Source organism: Sneathiella sp., from assembly GCF_041689005.1.
GTDB lineage: Bacteria > Pseudomonadota > Alphaproteobacteria > Sneathiellales > Sneathiellaceae > Sneathiella.
In genome coordinates this window covers 1-18,224 of sequence record NZ_JBDNHC010000175.1, presented here as the reverse complement: position 1 = coordinate 18,224, position 18,224 = coordinate 1, and the positions used below count along the sequence as shown (strand labels likewise).

Genomic DNA, 18,224 nt, shown 5'->3' with positions numbered 1-18,224 from the left:
TTCTTGAGAATCTAATGATTTTTATTCACGGAAAGGCCCCGTAATTGATGATCTACCGGTTTGGCGACTATTCCCTGGACACAGCGATCTTTGAGTTACGCCGGGCGGATGACCGCGTTGCCGTCGAGCCACAGGTTTTCAATCTGCTTCAGTATCTGATCAAGAACAGGGACAAAGTTGTATCCAGAGACGATATTATCAATGCGGTCTGGGATGGACGCGCGATCTCCGATACAACACTCAGCAGCCGAATTTTTGCCGCCCGGCGCGCGGTCGGCGATACCGGCGACACTCAGGCAATAATCCGGACAGTCCCGCGACGGGGGTTCAGGTTTATCGGGAATGTTTGCTCGGAAAACGAGGAATGTGCCGTTCCGATGACAGGCGGCCCTAAGAAATTCGAGCTTGAAGACCCTGACGCGGCCGGGGACCCCACCGCGAACAGGGCTGTAAAGGCGGTCGTTATGGATGGCAATCCCGCCGGATCAACGATGATGCCGAGATTGGCGGTTCTTCCCTTCAAGAACTTAAGTAACGATTTTGATGAATATTTCTCGGATGGCCTGACCGAAGATATCATTGCCAACCTGACACATTTTCGCGAGCTTCGGGTCGTCGCTCCTGGATCCTCCTTCCAGTTTAAAACACGGGATATCACGCTGGCCCGGCTCGCGGCGGAACTGAATGTCGATTATATTGTCAATGGCAGTCTCCGGCGGGCGGGGGGCCGGATGCGTATCACCGTGCAGCTCATGGACGCGGCAACAGACGAGTCATTATGGGCCGGCCAGTATGATCGCGAGATCGAAAGCATTTTTGCCGTCCAGGATGAAGTGACCCAGATGATTGCGGCATCTCTTGGCGTTAAAATGCAGGACGCCGCATTGGTACGGGCCATGCGCAAAAGGCCCTCTGAACTCGACGCCTATGATTGCGCCCTTCATGCGCGGCGCTACACCTCATCTCTTAGCGCAAAAATGCATGCGGAAGCCCGGGATTATCTGGAGAAGGCCATTTCGATTGATCCAAATTATGCCGATGCCTATGCCCTGCTTTCGAATGTCTATCTGGCCGAACATCGCTTTGAAACAAACCCCCGTCCCGAACCCGTCGCACGCGCCCTGGAGATGGCTCAAACGGCAACGCATCTCGACCCTCAAAATGCCTATGCCCATTGCTGGCTGGCGATTGTCCATTTTTTCCGAGGCGAGAACGACAAGTTCGAGGCAGAATCCCAGCGTGCTCTTAACCTCAACCCGAACGACCCGGAGATCCTCGCAGATATCGGCCACTATCTTGCCTTTATGGGAGAGTTCGAACGCGGATTCGATTTATCCATGCGGGCCCGGCAATTAAATCCGCTGCACCCCGGCTGGTACCATTTTACCTCCGCCCGCTACCATTATCACCACCATGCCTATCAGGACGTGCTCGCCGACGTGGAACGGATAAGCATGCCCGATTTTTACTGGACGCATCTTCTCAATACCGCGGCACTCGGCCAGTTGGGACGGCCGGAGGCGAACGCATCGCTGAAAATGGCGCAAAAGCTTAAACCCGGATTTTCGGCCCCGGCGGAGCTGCGCAAATGGAATGCCGCCCCGGACGATTTTGCCCATATTATGGACGGTCTTTACAAGGCCGGCCTTAAGGAATGATGCTTTCCGCCTGATTTTTAATAAAGGCGAAGGAACCAATTTCTCCTCCTTGCGTTAGTTGTACTGCAAACGAACCGCAGGGACATGCAAGAGAAAGGGGACCTAGCTATGCCAGCAATCCTGATGTGGCTGATCGGCATACCAATACCGATCATAATTATCCTTCTGCTTATTCTTTAACCAAACATGGGATGAAATCATGAATCAGATTATTTATATCGTCGGCCTGATTGTCATAATTATGGCCATACTGTCCTTCATTGGGCTGGCTTAAAAAGAGGGTCCGAAGATGGTAGTATCAGAAAAAACAGTTCTGTCTCATGGCTTTGAGTGGAGCGCCGTTATCGCGGGAACAACAATCGCCTTGGCGATTTCCATTGTCCTGCTTCAATTTGGCAGTGCGCTTGGCCTATCGGCGAGCGCGCCGTTGCGCGGTGAAGGATCTATTGCGTCTTGGGGCGTTATTGCGGCCGGCATCTGGTTGCTGTGGGTTCAATTGCTGGCGTCCCTCGCCGGGGGATATACAGCAGGATATATGCGCTCCCCCACCATTGAATTGCAGGACCATGAAAATGATATCCGGGATGGCTTGCATGGTCTTGTCGTCTGGTCAATCAGCACGGTGATGGTTTTTATTGCCGTTGCCATATTTGCGTTTGCCGCAAGCTATATTGCCATTCAGACAGATACGTATGAAAACCCGGCAAATTTGACAAACCTGCAGCACAACAGCACGGTTATCTTCACATTTATCAGTGGTGCAACTGCCCTGTTATCCGCGGTCGCCGCCTGGTGGGCCGGTACAATGGGTGGGGACCATAAAAGGAAGGTCGTTGATCTGAGCGGACATTTGTCGTTCAGGAAAAAAATCTAGAGCTTCCTGCAAAACCCGAATAAAAAAATTGAGCGCCCGTAACGGCGCTCAATTTTCTTATGATCTAGGGGTCAGCAGCTCAGCAGCCGGCAACACACATCCCTTGGGCATCGAATTCCATGGTTTTTCCGCTTAATGGCAGATGCACTGGAACATTGGTTTCCTTCTGAAAGGTTTCGGTTTTTGTGCCCGCAATCACCTTACCGCCCTCGGTTGCAACCTCATTGGCATGGGACGGGATAACCGACGCCGGCTTGATCATCTCGTTGATGACATAGGCGGCCTCAGTTGGGCCGGTCGTAAAATTGTCTCCAATGTTCATGACCGCAAGCTTAGCCTTGTAATAACCCCGCACGACCAAGTCCTGTTCGGCGGTTATTCCGGTATCGCCGGATAAATAGGCCACCAATCCGTTCGAGAACTTCAAAATATACCCGGTTGCCTGACCGACGTCCCCGGCTATTCCCGCCGCCGCCATGGCATCTCCGAGTTCACCGCCGATAAAGCTTGGGGACACGCCATTGCTGTGCAGCGCCGGAACGGTGGAGATCTCGACACCGCCGACCTTAACCGTGCCGCCAAACCGTGCCAGAACGGACATCTTCGGATCGCCCCCCAATGCCGTCAATTTACTGGCAAAGAAGGCCGGCATTTCACTTCCCGTGACGAATTTAGCCTTTTTCGCGAGGGCGATATCGACCGCATTGGTATTGGGAACAGCATCAACGGAAAGATCCGGCTTATCGCAACTTCCGGAATTCGGCGCTTTGTTATGGCGGGAGCCAACATGGTCCCCGTGCATGTGGCTTATCAAGATCACGTCAACCTTTCCGAGACGCGGATCCTCCGGTCCGGCAACGGTCATGCCCGGATCGTAGAGCAGGCGCGTTCCATCCGGGTCCTCAAACAGCATCGCCCGGTCAAGCTTGCAAAACTCACCGTCCTGTCCGCCAAGCGGGGTGACTTTTACATTTTCCGCCGCCGCGGCATTTATGCCGCTACCTGCGATCGCAAGGACCGCCGCCGCTGCCAATAATTCCCATGTTCTCATGATAAAGCTCCCGTTAGCTTGCTTGTTTAAACTGACCACGCAGCCAAAATAAGTATCGAAAATCCCTAATATAATGGCTGTGGCAGGCCGATTATTGCAAGGGCTACTTTCCCCGACGACGGGGTAAAGCCAATAAATCACCATATTGTGATCAGGGCCCGCGCCTTAGGCAGGGCAGCGTTCTCAGGCTCTCGCGGTTGGGCGGCTGGTGACGCGGCCCCACCATTCTGCGATGTTTGAATGAGTTTCCGGCACACGGACGCCGACCGCCTTGCCCATCAAAATGCTGCATTGAGCCGTGATGTCGGCAACGGTATAGTCATCCGTCGCAATAAATTCCCGGCCTTCCAATGACCTATCGAGCCAGCCCAGCGTTTCTATCGCATGGCGTTGGCAAACATCCGCCCAGTCCGGTATTTGCGTTCGGGTGTCTTTCCACATTGGATGAGAATGGATGAACATGTTAATCAGCGGATGGAGAAGCTCAAGTTCCATCCTCCGGTTCCACATCTCGACATGGGCACGTTCAACCGGGGTCCGGCCCATCAGTGGCGGGTTAGGATATGTTTCTTCAAGATAGCGGCAAATTGCGTGGCTTTCCGATATGCAGGTGCCGTCATCCAACTCTAGCAGCGGCATACGCCCGAGAATATTTTTCGTAAGATAATCTTCCGTTTTATTATATCCGGTCGCGAGGTCCACGTCCTGTACTGGAATATCAATCGCTTTTTCAGCAATGAAAATACGGACCCTGCGGGCGTTGGGGGAGGCGTTGAGATCGTAAAGCTTCAAGAGTTTTCCCCTTTTCATATTATTTTCAAACTTTTATTTTTGCGTAAAACACCGGCGGCTTGAGACAAGTTTTAGCCGCCCGCCGCCGCAGACTCGCTTTTTGGGTCTCCGGCTATGCGCGAATGATACATGACCCGCGGAATATCCATATTCCAAGGCCGCGCCTGATGCAACAGGCACCGATTGTCCCAAATGACGGCATCGCCCACCGTCCAGTGGTGGTGATACACGCGCGGCGGCTGGCAGGCATTCTTCACCAGGTCATCCAGTAAAGCTTCGGAGTCTTTAGGGGATAGTCCCGGTATTCCATAGGCATGGCGGCCAATGGTCAATGTCGACCGCCCGGTTTCAGGGTGAATTTTCACCAGCGGGCGCAGGGGCGGCTCCTGATTGAAAAACCCATAGCCGCTGTATTCGCTGCCTTGCTTCTTCTGCGTAAAACCTGCCTTTTGCTGACTGTAGTAGAGTGAATGATAGGCGCTGAGATCAGCGATCCGTTCCTGCGTTGCGGGGTTAAGGGCGTCATAGGCGGCCGACATATCGGCCCACCCTGTCTCACCGCCTTCATCAGGCACTACATGCGCCGTGAAAACCGCGCCTTTCGCCTGCACCGGCATATAGGTGCTGTCCTGATGCCACTCCATATTCCCCTTCAGTATCTTCACCATGTCATTGTCGTCGGACTTGATCAATTGACCGTCCTTGTCGACATTACTGATGGGTGCCAGATCAAACTCCATTGCGCCGAACCGTTTGGCGAACCGCACCTGCTCCGCTTGGCTCAGATGCTGTCCGGGAAAAATCAACAGGGAATAACGCAGCCAGGTCTGGTAAAGATCGTCGAACTCGGATCGGCCGAGATGGCGCAGGTCCAGGCCTGTCACGAATGCACCAAAACTGGCATCGGTTGGTTTGACGTCAAAATTCATGTAACGGCTCCTCCCTGATCCTGCGTTGAATATTTAAGTCATACTCCTTTTGTCAAACGAAGTCGATTACGCGAACCGCGACGATCGAAAGAGACACAGGCGGCTTGATTGCCTTTCGAGAAGCCTTTAGAATTCCCCGACCCGTACGGTAACCTCATCCGCATCAGTTTTTCGCCATGCAAGAACATCCCGCACGTGTCCAGTTGCTCTCGATGTAAAAGGAAATTCAGTGACAGGCATAGTGTTTGCGTTGGTATTATGTGCCGCTTTATTACATGCAGTGTGGAACGCCCTCGTCAAGATCAACGGTGACCGGCTGATCATTATGGCAACGATCATGGTGAGCCAGTCGCTTATCGCCTGTGCGGTCCTGCCATTTCTTGAGCCGCCACAAGGAGAGGTCTGGCACTATATCTGGGCATCGATTGTCCTGCATAACGGCTATTACTTCTTTTTGATCATGGCCTATAGATATGGCGACTTCAGCCATGTCTACCCGATTGCGAGAGGGTCGGCCCCGCTCATCGTCGGGTTTGTTTCCGTGGTCTTTATCGGCGAAGTGCTGAGCGATCGCGAGACCTTTTCAATCGCCCTCATCGCCCTCGGGATTATCAGTCTTGCCTTTACCCGTGGGGCCAGCCGCGTCGGCGATGCGAAGGCAATTCTCTTCGCCCTCGGCACCGGCGCCTTCATTGCCGGCTATACGATTGTCGACGGACTAGGCGGCCGTCTTGCCCTCGATGTTCACGCCTATACCTTCTGGTTATTCGCCCTCGATGGAATCCCAATTGCAGTTTTGGCACTTCTGCTTCGCCGCGGACAGGTCGTCCGGCAGGTCCAGAGGACATGGAAAGCTGGCGTATTTGCCGGGGTTGCCTCCCTCATTGCCTACTGGATTGTTATCTGGGCGATGACCTCATCGCCCATTCCCCTCGTGTCGGCAACACGAGAAACAAGCATGGTCTTCGCCGTCCTGATTGGCGTGCTGTTTCTGAAGGAGCGGCTTAACCTCCTCCGGTTGGCCGCAAGCATCGTGACATTAGCAGGGGCAGTCTTGCTTAAAACAAGCAAATAGCGCTCAGAAATAAACCCTCGTTATTGCGGGTCAGAAGCAAAGGTTTTCAAAAGCTGTTTCTCACCGTTTGCGGTGAAGCGGATCACCCGTGACCCCGCGTCCCGCGACGCCCAGCCCAGTTCATAAAAGCGGGCCAGGAAAGCGGTGCCAAGCGCACCCGCAAGATGTGTGCGCCGGGCACTCCAGTCGAGACAGGATTTGCACAACGGACGCCGCATGATATTCAGGGATTGCAGGTCAATACCAAATGCCTCGACGAAGTCCGCACCGGCCGGCAGCAGGTCAACGAGGTCCCCGTCTTCTGCAATATATCCGCTGTTGAGCATTCCATCATAGACCGACACGCCCAATTCTCCGGCCAGATGGTTGTAGCAGACCCGCGCCTTGCGAAGGGCGGGATCCTTTGGCCCGGTGCGGGTCCGCATTAGTCCCCGCTTGGCCGCAAGCCCCATCAGGGATTCAAGAACGCCCGCCACATCTGCATCGGCAAGCGTGAAATATTTATGCCGCCCCTGCTTTCGCAGACATAAAAGCTCAACTGCTTCCAGCTTTTTCAAATGCGCGCTTGCCGTTTGAATGGTAACGCCGGCTTCGGCGCTGAGTTCAGTTGCGGTCAACGCCTTTCCACTCAACAGCGCCAGCAGCATGTTCGCGCGGGCTGGATCGCCAATGAGCGAGGCCAATAAGGATATGTCAGGACCTTCTTTCATAGTTCGATCATAAGCGAATTATTATTGCCGTTCAATATGCAATCATACGGCTATCAAAGAACTGGAGAATACATCATGATTACCTGCTTTATCCGATATCATATCGATCCCGTAAAGAAATCGCAGTTTGAGCAATATGCCCGCAACTGGGGCGAGGCTATCCCGCGTTGCGGCGCCGACCTGATAGGCTATTACGCTCCTCATGAGGGGTCATCAACCCTCGCCTATGGAGTCTATAACATCGAAAATCTAGCGACCTATGAACAATACAGACAGAGATTAACTGCCGACCCGATGGGCCAGGAGAATTATGAATTTGCCCAAAAGGAAAAATTTCTGTTGCGCGAGGATCGAACTTTTCTAAAACTGGCGTCCGCCCCCCACAGCAGATTGGTGACATCATGATCGCGATAATTTTTGAAGTCCGGCCCCATGCGGACCATAAACAGCAATATCTCGACATTGCGGCGAGCTTGCGCCCGCAACTTGAAAAAATCGATGGCTTCATTTCAGTTGAACGCTTCCAGAGTCTCACAGACTCGGGGAAAATTCTTTCCCTTTCGCTTTTTCGCGACGAGAAAGCCGTCGCCGACTGGCGCGGACTGCAATCGCATCGCAAGGCGCAGGCGACGGGGCGAGAGGTTGTCTTTGAAGACTATCGCCTCCGGGTTGCTGCTGTCATCCGGGATTACGGCATGTTTGATCGTGACCAGGCTCCGCCGGACAGTCTCCAAGTGCATGATCAAGCCGACTGAAACCGGCCTACATAAATTTCGGGAAACCTTATCCCGCGTTGACTTTGGAGGTGGCAAGTGTCGGTGTCGGCAGGCGCTTGGGTAAAATTGCAATGGCCGCCAACAAGACAACCGCGGCACCGGCAAGAAGTCGAAACAGGGTATCAAAGCCCCAGTGTTCGTAAACAAAGGCAATTAACGGCAACGCCGCTGCCAGAACGCTGAAGCTGACGACATACCGGACGCCATAAATACGGGCTCGATAAGGACCGCTTGCTGTCTTGCCGATCATGTAGTCGTTAATCGGTATTTGCCCGAACGCTCCGAGCATAAAGCCCAGCGCAACGGCGAGGGCAATGCCATCACTCAACCCCGGCATGAGGGAAAAGAAAACCAGCTGGAGTATCGCAACCCCCGCAAATACGCGGCGTGGCCCAACACGGTCAAGCAGGCTTCCCACAACCAGCTGTGCGAAAGAAGCGACGGTAAAAACAACAAAAACCAGGGAGCCGATGACCGTCGCGACGTCACTCTGGCCGATCCCGAGAAAATGCTCACTCCACGCCGAGAGCTGTGCTGCCAGTCCCTGCATACGTTCATCAAATATTTTCGGCAGGGCAAAAGTCGTTGCCTGAAAGACGGTCGAGGAAATGGCGGTCGTAAAAAAAATGATGGCCGAGACACGGATCAACACGGACCGATAGGAGAGCGACATAACCTGTTCAGCGCCCGCCGCCACCGGATTACGCTCGGGCGGCTCACGAAGGATGGTTTTCCAGCGCAGCGTCAAATAGATAAATCCCATGGCGATGGAGAACAGCCCCGGCAGGACAAAGGCCATCCGCCAGCCACCATGATCTATCAGATATCCTGTCATCAGGGCCGCACAGGCGACCCCAAGATTTCCCCAGACCCCGTTTACGGCAATCCGCATTCCCGTGTTGCGCCATTTCATCGTAACGAGGGCAAGGCCAACAGGATGATAGATGGCGGCAAACATCCCTATCACGAACAGCCCTACGGCTATCTGCAAGGGTGTGCTGGCAAAGCTGGTTATAATGGACGCGAGACCGATCCCAATGAAAAACAAGCACATCATACCGTCGCGGCTCCATTTGTCCGCGATCCAGCCCGCCGGATAGGAGAATACGCCAAACGCAATAAACCCCGGCGTCGCATATGCCAGAAGTTCGGCGTAACTGATCCCCCATTCGCGATAAAGTGCCAAAGCCGCAACGGTCGCGAAAACCAGTGTGAATAAATGGTCAAGAAAATGGCCTATATTCAGCAACAGGAAATGTAATCGGTCCCGGTTCATGTTGGCTCGCTCCTTTGCTCGCTCAGGATTTCAATCTTGAAATCTGCCTGTCCTGTCCTTTGTAACTATTCTTCAGGTTACAATTGACTGAATTACGATGTCATGCCAATATTCGTCGAATTTAAGCCAATCCATTCTTTTGCTGATTTTTAAACTGGTGCGCATGACTACTGACAAAATACACAGTACGGACCCGCTGGATTATCAAGATCTGCCGCAAGCTATTGGCGTAATGACAAAAAGCTTCGGCGACGGCTGGGTCATTCCCCGGCATGAACATACGCGGGACCAGTTACTCTATGCACCGAAAGGGATTATGCGGCTGCAAACGGGATCGAGAGCGTGGATTGTGCCGCCCGACAGTGCCGTCTACATTCCCGCCGGTACGCCGCATGCAATCAGCATGCATGGCGACGTTGAAATGCGCACGTTATATATCGACACTCGGGCCGCGGGGATCAATTCCCGGACCATGCGGGTTATCGCCATCTCGGGGTTATTGCGCGAATTGATATTGGCGCTCAGCGAGGAGCCCCTTGTCTATGAGGCGGGTAGCCGCGCGGACTTGATTGCGCAAATGATTAAGCTGGAAATAGAGGTTTCGCGTGAACTGCCGCTCAATATTCCACTGCCGCACGACGCAAGACTGCAACGGCTCTGTGCCGCCCTTCTCGCCAATCCTGCAGACAGGAGAACGCTTGATGCATGGTCCGAGATCGCCGGAGCTTCCCCGCGGACGCTTGCCCGGTTGTTTGAGCGGGATCTCGGCATGAGCTTCATTCAATGGCGACAGCTTATTCGTTTTCACAATGCGCTGGAGGCCCTGTCGCGAAAGGAGCCCATCTCGCAGGTCGCCCGCCAGAATGGCTATCACAGCGCCAGCGCTTTTGCGGCGGCATTCGGCAAAGTGATGGGATTGCCGCCATCTACCGTAGCGGCCAAACCCTAAAGGGCCGGTTTTCCGTGAATCAAATTAGGGTGAACGGCTATTTCTGTTTCCAGGTCCCGTTTTCCGCCAAAACCCATGTTCCGGCCGGTGCCTTTTGGAGAATTTGCGACGCATAGACACGCCCAACCTGATCCACTGGCACGCCCTGGGCCGCAGCCCGTTTCGTGTAAATCTCTCGTCGTTGGGCGTTCAGGTTATCGACGAAACTTTTTGCCGAACTGTCCCGTGCCCGGGCAAAGCCATCATAAGCCTCCCCGATCGCACCGGAGGCCCGCAAATCTTCAAGCTCGCCTGCCCAGGCCGGAAATGAGGCCAGGCCTGAGCCCAGCACCGCGATGGCCAATACACCACCGAGAACAAACCGGCGGCTGAAATTCCGGTCCTTGCGTTCCGTCACCATTAGAAAATCTCCGGATTATTGTTGATATCGTCTTTGGCTTTTTCTTCGATCTTAAGGCGGACCTCCGCATCAAGCTTGATATTCAGATTGATCGTGATCGGCTCTGCCGGGGCCTCAACCTTCACCGTTGGTGTACAGGCCTGAAGCGTCACGATAAAACCCGCCGCGAGGAGAGCGACCATAGGCAGCAAGCGTCTTTTCACGGGGTTTCCTTTATTCATTTCTTGAGGTCCTTGACGGTAGCACGGAGCGCTTCCTCGGACAAGCGATAGCCCTTCAAAAGCGCGTTGAATAACTTGTCCAGATCAGTTGTCAAATTAATATTCAGGACAACCGGTCGGCTATTTTCTACATTCGGGTTCTGCCCTTCCGTATGCAGGGTGACAATATCATCGCCAACCTTTGGCTTCTCGATGTTAATGGAAAGCGCCGTGTATTGAAAATTTTTGAGAATATCGAGCAACAACTCGGTCTGCGCCCCGCCGCCCGCTAACGCCCGCCGGGCCGTATCTGAATTCATTTTCAGCACACCGGACCCGTCGGCCGTCAGCAATCCCGTATCGACAATAATATTGTCACCATCGAAAATCAGGGGAAGTTTTCCGCTGATCTTACCTGTGGCCGTCACTTCCTCCATATTCCCAAGGGCGACCACATCCGCCAAATTCAGGCTGTCGAGTTGCACGGTGACCCTGTTCACATCCTTAGAGCTATCAAAGGCGGTGTCCTCAATCAAAATCGTTCCGCCCGCCACCCCGACAGTCATCCTGTCGATATATAGAACCGGGGATCCGTTCGGTGTTTGTATGTGAAAGCGGAGATTTGGCGACTGCATAGGAACACCCGCATTTGCCGCATCCGCCGCCAGTTCCTGCGTCTTGGCGATTGTGAGCGGAAAGAGATTATCAACCTCGATAACGCCTTTTAGCCCTGAAATCGACCCGCTTTCCGATTTTATCGCTATATTTTCAAGCTTTACCCGCGCCGTTGCGGTCAGAGCCGGCGGCGACCAGTTTATGTCCCCGACGGGCTCCAGCTGACCGGTAACAACTGTCTTCGGATCCATGTTGCTTAATAGGTCGGACGGCTGCAGCCCTCCTTTTTCAAAGGACAGTTTCGCCATATTGAAATGGGCTGCTCCGGTGCCTGTCTCCAGCGAATGTTGCCCCTCCGCCGTTATAAACTGGCCCAGTTTTTTCGATGAAACCGCCGCCTTAAAATCCGCGGCTCCTTTTTCCAGCCGGGCGGAGCCTGTCGCCGTCAGATTTTCCTTAAAATACGCCCCGTCCAGGGGGGTAACTTGAAGGCTTTTAAGCTCCAGACTCATCGCCAGCCCCGAATTCTCCTGTTCGGGCGACACCTGAAATTCGCCATCTATAGCGGGAACGGCCATTTTTTGCGCATTCAGGGTGACTTCGCTGACCTTTCCGGTCACGGTGCCACTAATGTTACCGCTTTCCGCGCCTTCCGCTTTTATTTTCAGGCCAGCGTTTCTGATTATGATGCCATCCCGTGAATAACTGGCATTTGAAATTTCAGCGAGAGCGGAGCCAAGTTGGAGGCCATGCATTGCATTCCGGTTAAAGCCAGCACTGGCCTTAACGGTCGCCGACAAATCATTTGCGGCGGACGCTGAACCCACCTTCCCGCCCTCGGTGACCGCGGCGCTCAGGTTTTCCAGTGCAATTTCCTCGCCGAAATTGAGGATGCTTGCCTCCGCTTTCAGATTGTTCACACGATAGCGTCTGTCGCCATACGCCAAATCTAGGGTCATCTCCGGCACGGTTATCCTCGCTCGTTGCTCGCTGGTATCAAGCAGATATGTACCTGTAACGTTGAGCGGGAGTTTTTCCGTCGTTATGCGCGCCTCTTTCTGCTCCATGGCGACGCCGGAAAGCTCGATATCCATGTTATAGCTTACCGTGGGGCCGTCCAGCGAGATAACCGCCGCCGCCGTCAATGTGCCGTCGAAAGCGGGTACATTTTCCGCATACCGGAACAGGTCATGCGGCTGTAAAGCCTTCCGGTCGAAAACAAGCGACTGGATATTAACGGTGGCCTTGCCTGTTTTGGCGGTGAGATCAAATTGCCCCTCAAGTCGGGCGAGCGAGGCCTTCGCCTCTGTCTGAACATCCATGTCAATTTTTGCTTTCTTGTCGGACAAGGTACCGGTGCCGGTGAGGCGCAATGGCGCCCATTCAGGCACATTCGCCCCATGACGCAGAATGCCTCCCTCCAGCGTAAATCCGGCAGTAGATTCACCGATATTCGCCCGATAGGAAACGTCCAACCCTTCGAGCATGACCGGGCCCGCCGCCGTTTCCAGCGTCCCGTCTGCATGGGCCGTTCCGTCCAGCCGTAAATCGGAGTTGAGCGAAAATTGCACATCGGCCCTCAGGGTCCGCCCCTCGGCGTCGGCAAAGATTTGACCCTCTTTCAAGGTGATCGATGGCAAATTTGAGACGGTACCGGAGGATCCCTGTTCTCCCGACGGGCGCGCAAGTTCAAGGATTTTCGAAATGGCCCCTTCCTGCGGTCGGGAAAGGTCAGCAGCGACGTTTCCAATGACGACATCATCAATTTGACCGGCCAGAATTTGTGGAAAGCGGTATCGCGCTGATATATCCTGTATTTGCAATGCGCGGCCCAGCGATAATTCGCTCACATGGATGTCACGCATCGTTACATAGTCGATATTGAGAGTTACATCCTTGAACCCCAGCAAATTCAAAGCCGCTTTTCCGCCGAACTCAACGGCTGCCACGCGGAAGAGGATAAGGAGTATGGCAAGCACCAGCACGAGGGAAAGCCCCCCGGCGACGATCCATTTCACATCGTTAATTTTGCCAATTGCCACGCGCTTTCATCCGTTTCAGGTCTGTTGAACACCAGCGATCTTGATATGGAAGACCTTTCCCGGCCCGCCCGACCAGATCGACATGACCGCCCTTGAGGCGTCATAATGCCGGACACAGCCCCACTCCCTTATTTCATATGGCGCGGCATCCTCCTGTTTGACATAAAAATTCCCCTGCAGGCAGAAAATTAAATGAACATGGTCGCCCTCCAAATCCAGGTCGAGGGAAGACTGAATATCATGAATTTGCCAATCGGCCTTAATATGCTCCCGCCGGATCATGAGGTTAAGGTCCTTTGAGGGACCGCCAAACAATCTGCAGTCAAGCGGCGCGCCGCCATCAAAAACGAAAGGCTCGTGAAGACCCCCGAGATCTTTCTTCTGGCCGTCACCAAAATCCAGTGAAAAACCATCACCGTCCAGTAAGGTGATAATGCGCTCGTACCCGGTAAAGGACGAAAATTCCCCCGATTGGCTCACATCGGCAAGGCTTAACCGCCAGTCAAATATCGGTTCTGGCGCATATTTAAAAATCTCACGGGTGACGCCCTGTCCATTTTTCCACGGGGCGACGGGGTAGTCGTCATAATTGAGAACGGTTAATCCGGTAGTTTCACTTAATCTCATCATCTATTCCCGGCGTCGGCAGTTAGAATGTTTTATGAATAGCCTATCACTTAGGCTGTCATGGGCGCCCGTATATCTCAAGATATAATAATGAGTTGATAAATAAATTTGTATTCGATTAAATGAAGCATAATAAATCAGAAAATTATGGACTTTTAGACATGAAGAAAATGCTATTTATACTTTGGCTGAGCGCCATTACCTTTATTGGCGTTGCCCAGGCAAATGCAATGGACAGGCAGGTTGAAACTGCGCTCAGCGATATTTCAAAGTATGAACAGCAATTTTCCGGGCAATCCACGGCCCAACCAAATGCCGTAAAACGGGCCCTTAAACTGCTGACCCTGACCCGGCAGAGGTTGGACAGTGCCCCGGATCATTCCACGCCCGCGTGGCAGGAGACCGATCAGCGCTACACCGCCCTCGTCGCCTCGTTAAACAGCCTGATATCACAGGATGGCGCTGCGGCGGCCGCTCAACCAAAGCCTTCGGTAACGAACGGGTCCGCGCAAAACCAGAAACCGGCAGCTTCCGCTCCAGCGGCGAACACGCAAATGATTTCCCAACAACGGGTTCAGGTCAAGAAGTTGAAACGGGATATTGAAAGCTCGACGGACACCATGGACAAGGCGGGTCCGAAACCCTTTCAGGATCCCCTTTATGTCGAGAAGAGAGAGGAAAGGCTGCAAAGTTTCAAAACCTCCCTGTCCAGATTTGCAAATTTTGAGAGCGACGCCGATGTCGTCGCAGCGGCCGCCGCCTTATCAAAATATGAAAATATGATAGGCTTCGGCAAAGACCATGCCGCCAAGGAGCTTGCGGTCCTCGGCGACGTTCAGGCGCGCCTTGCCGCCGTTAATCAGGAAGTACACAAACTGTCGCTTCCGGAGACACCGGCGCAACCGTATCAGGAAGGCGAGTTAGGACAGTGGCTCATGACCCTTGCAAAGATGCGAAAGGCGGCAATTCAGATTTACCAGCCTCTTCCGGAAATAAAGAACCGCGCCTATCTGCCCGAGACACGCCTGACCGTGGAACAAGGCGGCGCCTTTGACATGCGCGACGTGGACAGGTTCGACCGGGCACTTCGGGGGACAGTGGCGACAATTGATAAAAGCGTCACCGACTTTACTGCAAATCTTGATTATTCAGTTAAATCCGAGATGGACAACCTCTCCTTTTACAGCGACATGGACCCGTCAGACCCGTTACAGCAATCCAATAATTTCCTGTCAAAAGGCCGCGCGGATGAAATTCGAAAGGACCTTGCCGCCAAACGCCTGCTGATTTCCGAGGCCGCGGAGTATGCCCGGCTTCTCAAGCATGAGAATTACACGGAGCGACAAGGGCAGCTAACCCGCATGCAGGAGATATCGGATCTATATGAGCAGAAGCATGCCAAAGCCCTTGAGTTGGTGCGGATGCCGAAGGCGGCGACAACAGACTCCGATTTATTGAAAATTGCGAAAGAAACCCTTGAAAACCCTCAGTATGAGTATGTCGGGAAAATCGAGCGCCTCGTTATAAATACTGAAAAGACCCATCGTTCAGAGGACACAAGCGAAGCCAAAATCGACAAAATCGATGTCGGTGCGGGCGGTAAAGTCACCCTGTCCGGGACGGAAACGACCTATCATTACGAATGGGATCAATTTCAAGTGGCAACGGTGGAGCCAGAGGATGGCAAGTTTTATATTTTTTACTCAACCCTGAAAAATTACTCCTCCGGGGACAGTACGACACCCCTGAATAGATGGATAATCGCCTCGCGGCTGCAGGATAGCGAAATTCCCTCAAAAAATATTAACCTGCCTTAGTCCATTCGGTTTTTATGGTCATCGGCACTGTTTTCATTTCGGCGCGCAATGACCGGCAGCTGATTGGCTAACCCAGCCCGCCGGATCGGACTTTAATTTTGCCGGACAAATGATCTAGAGGGCGCGCCGGAATGTCAGGTTGATGCGCTTGCTGCCTAACATGTCATGATGCCCGTCCTTCACCCCCGCAACGCCGTGAAAATTGAGGCGTGACGGCCCGCCCCAGACGGCGACGTCCCCGTGGCGCATCGCAAACTTGCACACTGGGTCACTGCGCGTCAGGCCGCCAAACTGGAAGATGGCGGGCAGGCCGAGCGAAACCGACACGATCGGATTGACGAAATCCTGCTCGTCCTTGTCCTGATGCAGGGACAGCCGCGCGCCGGGGTCGTAGCGGTTTATCAGGCAGGCATCGGGCACGAAATTGACGTAACCGGCATCAGCAGCAGCCGAGACGGCGAGATCAAGGAAACAGGTGGGCATGGCAGGCCAAGGGAACCCGTTTTCCGGATCGACCCGGTCATAGCGGTAGCCGTGACGGTCGGTTATCCAGCCAGCAATCCCACAGTTCGTCATGGCCGCAGACATCCTGTAGCCACCCGGCGTGACCATATGCCGAAAGGGTGACCGGGCAGTGATCCCATCAAGAGCGACAAGGATATCGGGCGCAAATGGCAGAGCCGCGCCGCGCAACAGGATGGCCCCCTCGGCCATGACTTCGCGGGGTGGATCAAGCGGGGCGCTATTTTCAAACAGGTCATTCATCGGGATTGATATCTGCAAGTACCTTTTCGATTGTCGGGTGGAGAACTGGCCGATACCCCGCCCGAAGGGCCGCAACACTGGACGGCGGCGTCAACAGACCGTCAGCACGGCGAAGCGCCGATTGCACATAGCCTGCCTCAGTCCAGCGGAACGCCCAGCCCGCCGCAATTGTGTAGGCCCCCGAGGAGGAGGCGACGACAGAGCCGTCCGGTAATGCCGACAAGGGACCCGACAGGGCATGGAGACGCTTTTTACCGGCCGTCATCCGCTCCTGATGGAGGATATGGTCCATCGCGGGCGCAGACGGCCTCTTCTCGCCCGTGGCAATCGCCCAGGCAGCGCGAAACGCCTCTGCCGCCGCGCGCCGGCAGAAAAAGCAGGGCCGATGGCCCGCCGCCAACGCCACGGCCTCATCAAGAAAAAAGAGCTCGGTCCAGCTTCGACCCGCCATGACGTCCCGGCGGCGCCCCTTGAAGTCGCAAAGGCAGATTAGCCATGCCTTGTTCGTCCAGCGCCTGCGCAGCAGCGTCTTTGTCTCCGGATCATGGATGATACCACGATTGCCCGTGACGGTTCCTCTTTGGGGAATGGCCACGATCTCGCCAAACGGGGTTACACGGTTCTGAAGCGGCATATCAACCTACCCGCCAATACCGATCCGGATCGTGCCGACGTCTGCCATAACCATATCAATAACTGCTCCTCAAATTCAGGATATAGTAAACCGATTGGGAACAGGAAACCAGCGCCGAGAGGTCAGAAGAAGATAATGCTATAATAACTCCGCCCGTCATCAATCCGAACCCGTTTCACGACATTTCAGGCAATGTTTCACGTGAAACAGGGAGAAGGTTTAGGACGGGTTCTCACGCTTATATAGCGACATCAAAAACTTAAACGTCACATCATTATTCACGCCATCAGCATCCGAAGCGGATGACGGCATAACAATATATGTATAAATTAATATCTTGCATCTGAAGGGTGGTGCCGCCGGACAGATTTGAACTGTCGACCTCTCCCTTACCAAGGGAGTGCTCTACCCCTGAGCTACGGCGGCGAAATTGCGAACTAAATTGCAAGGCGCTGTATATAAGAGCGGGGTGCGTTCTGCAATGACAAATTTGCGTAAACGACAAAACCCATCTATTGACGTAATTGACGGTACATTTTGGATCGAGCTGAAAACCGATGACTGACGATGATAAAGACAAGCAAGGCCGGAAACAAAAACTGCAGGCGGAAAAGGCGGAGCGTCTGGCCGCCGCGTTACGGTCCAATCTTCGCAAGCGAAAAAATCTTCAGCATAATCGCGGCGAAAAAGCACCTGATGCCATAAAAAACAGGGATCGCCTCGACAATTGACCAATTTCGCATTTGATCTTGGCCCCCTCACTTTCTGACTGTAGTATGCCGACCCAAATTATGCGTTTTAGCGGAGACCTGCATTATGTCCATTCTTTCCGATAAATGGATAAGATCAACTGCCCGAAAAAATGGGATGATAGAGCCGTTTGTGGAAAGCCAGAAGCGGGAAGGAACTATTTCATATGGTCTCTCCTCTTATGGATATGACGCACGCGTTTCCGACGAATTCAAGATTTTTACCAATATTGATTCGGCCACAGTTGATCCGAAAGCTTTTTCCAACGATAGTTTTGTAGACCG

The 18,224-nt window shown here is 53.6% G+C and carries 19 protein-coding genes, 1 tRNA gene and 1 pseudogene; 9 read left to right on the top strand and 12 right to left on the bottom strand.

Going from position 1 to position 18,224, the window contains the following annotated elements; translation table 11 throughout:
* Window positions 1–47 precede the first annotated feature (47 nt).
* Both ACESNI_RS18540 and ACESNI_RS18535 read left to right on the top strand, forming a co-directional pair.
* Window positions 48–1,658, top strand: coding sequence for a winged helix-turn-helix domain-containing tetratricopeptide repeat protein (locus ACESNI_RS18540; protein ID WP_373089799.1), 1,611 nt, complete (start codon window positions 48–50; stop codon window positions 1,656–1,658).
* A 289-nt stretch (window positions 1,659–1,947) separates the two neighbouring features.
* A complete protein-coding gene (locus ACESNI_RS18535; protein ID WP_373089797.1) occupies window positions 1,948–2,532 on the top strand; it encodes a hypothetical protein in 585 nt (194 codons plus the stop codon).
* 79 nt (window positions 2,533–2,611) lie between these two features.
* Here the strand turns inward: ACESNI_RS18535 and ACESNI_RS18530 are convergent, their stop codons facing one another.
* From ACESNI_RS18530 to ACESNI_RS18520, 3 genes are all read right to left on the bottom strand, one after another.
* Window positions 2,612–3,583, bottom strand: coding sequence for an MBL fold metallo-hydrolase (locus ACESNI_RS18530; protein WP_373089795.1), 972 nt, complete (start codon window positions 3,581–3,583; stop codon window positions 2,612–2,614).
* A gap of 183 nt (window positions 3,584–3,766) precedes the next feature.
* Entirely contained in the window at window positions 3,767–4,375 is a 609-nt protein-coding gene (locus tag ACESNI_RS18525) for a glutathione S-transferase family protein (protein ID WP_373089793.1), read from the bottom strand.
* A gap of 71 nt (window positions 4,376–4,446) precedes the next feature.
* On the bottom strand, window positions 4,447–5,304 hold the full coding sequence (locus ACESNI_RS18520) for a TauD/TfdA dioxygenase family protein (protein ID WP_373089791.1): 858 nt from the start codon (window positions 5,302–5,304) through the stop codon (window positions 4,447–4,449).
* Between the two features lie 229 nt (window positions 5,305–5,533).
* Between ACESNI_RS18520 and ACESNI_RS18515 the strand changes: the two genes are divergently transcribed.
* Window positions 5,534–6,379: a DMT family transporter gene (locus ACESNI_RS18515; RefSeq protein WP_373089789.1), complete on the top strand. Its 846-nt coding sequence runs from the start codon at window positions 5,534–5,536 to the stop codon at window positions 6,377–6,379.
* A gap of 20 nt (window positions 6,380–6,399) precedes the next feature.
* Here ACESNI_RS18515 and ACESNI_RS18510 read toward each other — a convergent pair whose 3' ends face one another.
* Entirely contained in the window at window positions 6,400–7,089 is a 690-nt protein-coding gene (locus ACESNI_RS18510; RefSeq protein ID WP_373089787.1) for an ArsR/SmtB family transcription factor, read from the bottom strand.
* A 75-nt stretch (window positions 7,090–7,164) separates the two neighbouring features.
* On the opposite strand from ACESNI_RS18510, the gene ACESNI_RS18505 reads away from it, so the two are divergent.
* Both ACESNI_RS18505 and ACESNI_RS18500 read left to right on the top strand, forming a co-directional pair.
* Window positions 7,165–7,494: an NIPSNAP family protein gene (locus ACESNI_RS18505; protein ID WP_373089785.1), complete on the top strand. Its 330-nt coding sequence runs from the start codon at window positions 7,165–7,167 to the stop codon at window positions 7,492–7,494.
* Window positions 7,491–7,844, top strand: coding sequence for an antibiotic biosynthesis monooxygenase (locus ACESNI_RS18500; protein WP_373089782.1), 354 nt, complete (start codon window positions 7,491–7,493; stop codon window positions 7,842–7,844). The genes ACESNI_RS18505 and ACESNI_RS18500 overlap by 4 nt, the downstream gene beginning before the upstream one ends.
* A gap of 28 nt (window positions 7,845–7,872) precedes the next feature.
* On the opposite strand, the gene ACESNI_RS18495 is transcribed toward ACESNI_RS18500, so the two are convergent.
* A complete protein-coding gene (locus tag ACESNI_RS18495; RefSeq protein ID WP_373089779.1) occupies window positions 7,873–9,141 on the bottom strand; it encodes an MFS transporter in 1,269 nt (422 codons plus the stop codon).
* A 163-nt stretch (window positions 9,142–9,304) separates the two neighbouring features.
* Between ACESNI_RS18495 and ACESNI_RS18490 the strand changes: the two genes are divergently transcribed.
* Entirely contained in the window at window positions 9,305–10,090 is a 786-nt protein-coding gene (locus ACESNI_RS18490) for a helix-turn-helix transcriptional regulator (RefSeq protein ID WP_373089777.1), read from the top strand.
* A 37-nt stretch (window positions 10,091–10,127) separates the two neighbouring features.
* On the opposite strand, the gene ACESNI_RS18485 is transcribed toward ACESNI_RS18490, so the two are convergent.
* From ACESNI_RS18485 to ACESNI_RS18470, 4 genes are read right to left on the bottom strand one after another with little or no spacing between them, the layout of a single operon-like run.
* Window positions 10,128–10,490, bottom strand: coding sequence for a YdbL family protein (locus tag ACESNI_RS18485; protein WP_373089774.1), 363 nt, complete (start codon window positions 10,488–10,490; stop codon window positions 10,128–10,130).
* Window positions 10,490–10,693: a YnbE family lipoprotein gene (locus ACESNI_RS18480; RefSeq protein ID WP_373089771.1), complete on the bottom strand. Its 204-nt coding sequence runs from the start codon at window positions 10,691–10,693 to the stop codon at window positions 10,490–10,492. Before ACESNI_RS18480 ends, ACESNI_RS18485 begins: the two co-directional genes overlap by 1 nt.
* 14 nt (window positions 10,694–10,707) lie before the next feature.
* Entirely contained in the window at window positions 10,708–13,347 is a 2,640-nt protein-coding gene (locus tag ACESNI_RS18475; RefSeq protein ID WP_373089769.1) for a YdbH domain-containing protein, read from the bottom strand.
* Between the two features lie 15 nt (window positions 13,348–13,362).
* Window positions 13,363–13,977 (bottom strand): HutD family protein, encoded by a 615-nt coding sequence (locus ACESNI_RS18470; RefSeq protein WP_373089767.1) that lies wholly within the window; start codon window positions 13,975–13,977, stop codon window positions 13,363–13,365.
* 158 nt (window positions 13,978–14,135) lie between these two features.
* Here ACESNI_RS18470 and ACESNI_RS18465 point away from each other — a divergent pair, with 158 nt between their 5' ends.
* Entirely contained in the window at window positions 14,136–15,791 is a 1,656-nt protein-coding gene (locus ACESNI_RS18465; RefSeq protein WP_373089765.1) for a hypothetical protein, read from the top strand.
* Between the two features lie 114 nt (window positions 15,792–15,905).
* On the opposite strand, the gene alkB is transcribed toward ACESNI_RS18465, so the two are convergent.
* The 3 genes from alkB to ACESNI_RS18450 all read right to left on the bottom strand — a co-directional run bounded on the left by alkB (window position 15,906) and on the right by ACESNI_RS18450 (window position 17,616).
* The gene (alkB, locus tag ACESNI_RS18460) at window positions 15,906–16,556 is read right to left on the bottom strand and encodes a DNA oxidative demethylase AlkB (RefSeq protein ID WP_373089826.1); all 651 of its coding nucleotides are present in this window, start codon (window positions 16,554–16,556) and stop codon (window positions 15,906–15,908) included.
* Entirely contained in the window at window positions 16,549–17,190 is a 642-nt protein-coding gene (locus ACESNI_RS18455) for a hypothetical protein (protein ID WP_373089763.1), read from the bottom strand. The genes alkB and ACESNI_RS18455 overlap by 8 nt, the downstream gene beginning before the upstream one ends.
* Window positions 17,191–17,541: 351 nt before the next feature.
* Window positions 17,542–17,616 (bottom strand) — tRNA-Thr (locus ACESNI_RS18450).
* A gap of 131 nt (window positions 17,617–17,747) precedes the next feature.
* Between ACESNI_RS18450 and ACESNI_RS18445 the strand changes: the two genes are divergently transcribed.
* Window positions 17,748–17,921 (top strand): hypothetical protein, encoded by a 174-nt coding sequence (locus ACESNI_RS18445; RefSeq protein WP_373089761.1) that lies wholly within the window; start codon window positions 17,748–17,750, stop codon window positions 17,919–17,921.
* A gap of 85 nt (window positions 17,922–18,006) precedes the next feature.
* A pseudogene (gene dcd, locus ACESNI_RS18440) lies at window positions 18,007–18,224 on the top strand (dCTP deaminase); the annotation flags it as partial.

Coding starts and splice junctions, on each gene's coding strand:
- ACESNI_RS18510 (WP_373089787.1), bottom strand. CDS start 7,089: ATGAAAGAAGGTCCTGACATATCCTTATTGGCCTCGCTCATTGGCGAT.
- ACESNI_RS18465 (WP_373089765.1), top strand. CDS start 14,136: ATGAAGAAAATGCTATTTATACTTTGGCTGAGCGCCATTACCTTTATT.
- ACESNI_RS18540 (WP_373089799.1), top strand. CDS start 48: ATGATCTACCGGTTTGGCGACTATTCCCTGGACACAGCGATCTTTGAG.
- ACESNI_RS18505 (WP_373089785.1), top strand. CDS start 7,165: ATGATTACCTGCTTTATCCGATATCATATCGATCCCGTAAAGAAATCG.
- ACESNI_RS18470 (WP_373089767.1), bottom strand. CDS start 13,977: ATGATGAGATTAAGTGAAACTACCGGATTAACCGTTCTCAATTATGAC.
- ACESNI_RS18535 (WP_373089797.1), top strand. CDS start 1,948: ATGGTAGTATCAGAAAAAACAGTTCTGTCTCATGGCTTTGAGTGGAGC.
- ACESNI_RS18485 (WP_373089774.1), bottom strand. CDS start 10,490: ATGGTGACGGAACGCAAGGACCGGAATTTCAGCCGCCGGTTTGTTCTC.
- ACESNI_RS18530 (WP_373089795.1), bottom strand. CDS start 3,583: ATGAGAACATGGGAATTATTGGCAGCGGCGGCGGTCCTTGCGATCGCA.
- ACESNI_RS18495 (WP_373089779.1), bottom strand. CDS start 9,141: ATGAACCGGGACCGATTACATTTCCTGTTGCTGAATATAGGCCATTTT.
- ACESNI_RS18520 (WP_373089791.1), bottom strand. CDS start 5,304: ATGAATTTTGACGTCAAACCAACCGATGCCAGTTTTGGTGCATTCGTG.
- ACESNI_RS18490 (WP_373089777.1), top strand. CDS start 9,305: ATGACTACTGACAAAATACACAGTACGGACCCGCTGGATTATCAAGAT.
- ACESNI_RS18445 (WP_373089761.1), top strand. CDS start 17,748: ATGACTGACGATGATAAAGACAAGCAAGGCCGGAAACAAAAACTGCAG.
- alkB (WP_373089826.1), bottom strand. CDS start 16,556: ATGAATGACCTGTTTGAAAATAGCGCCCCGCTTGATCCACCCCGCGAA.
- ACESNI_RS18500 (WP_373089782.1), top strand. CDS start 7,491: ATGATCGCGATAATTTTTGAAGTCCGGCCCCATGCGGACCATAAACAG.
- ACESNI_RS18455 (WP_373089763.1), bottom strand. CDS start 17,190: ATGCCGCTTCAGAACCGTGTAACCCCGTTTGGCGAGATCGTGGCCATT.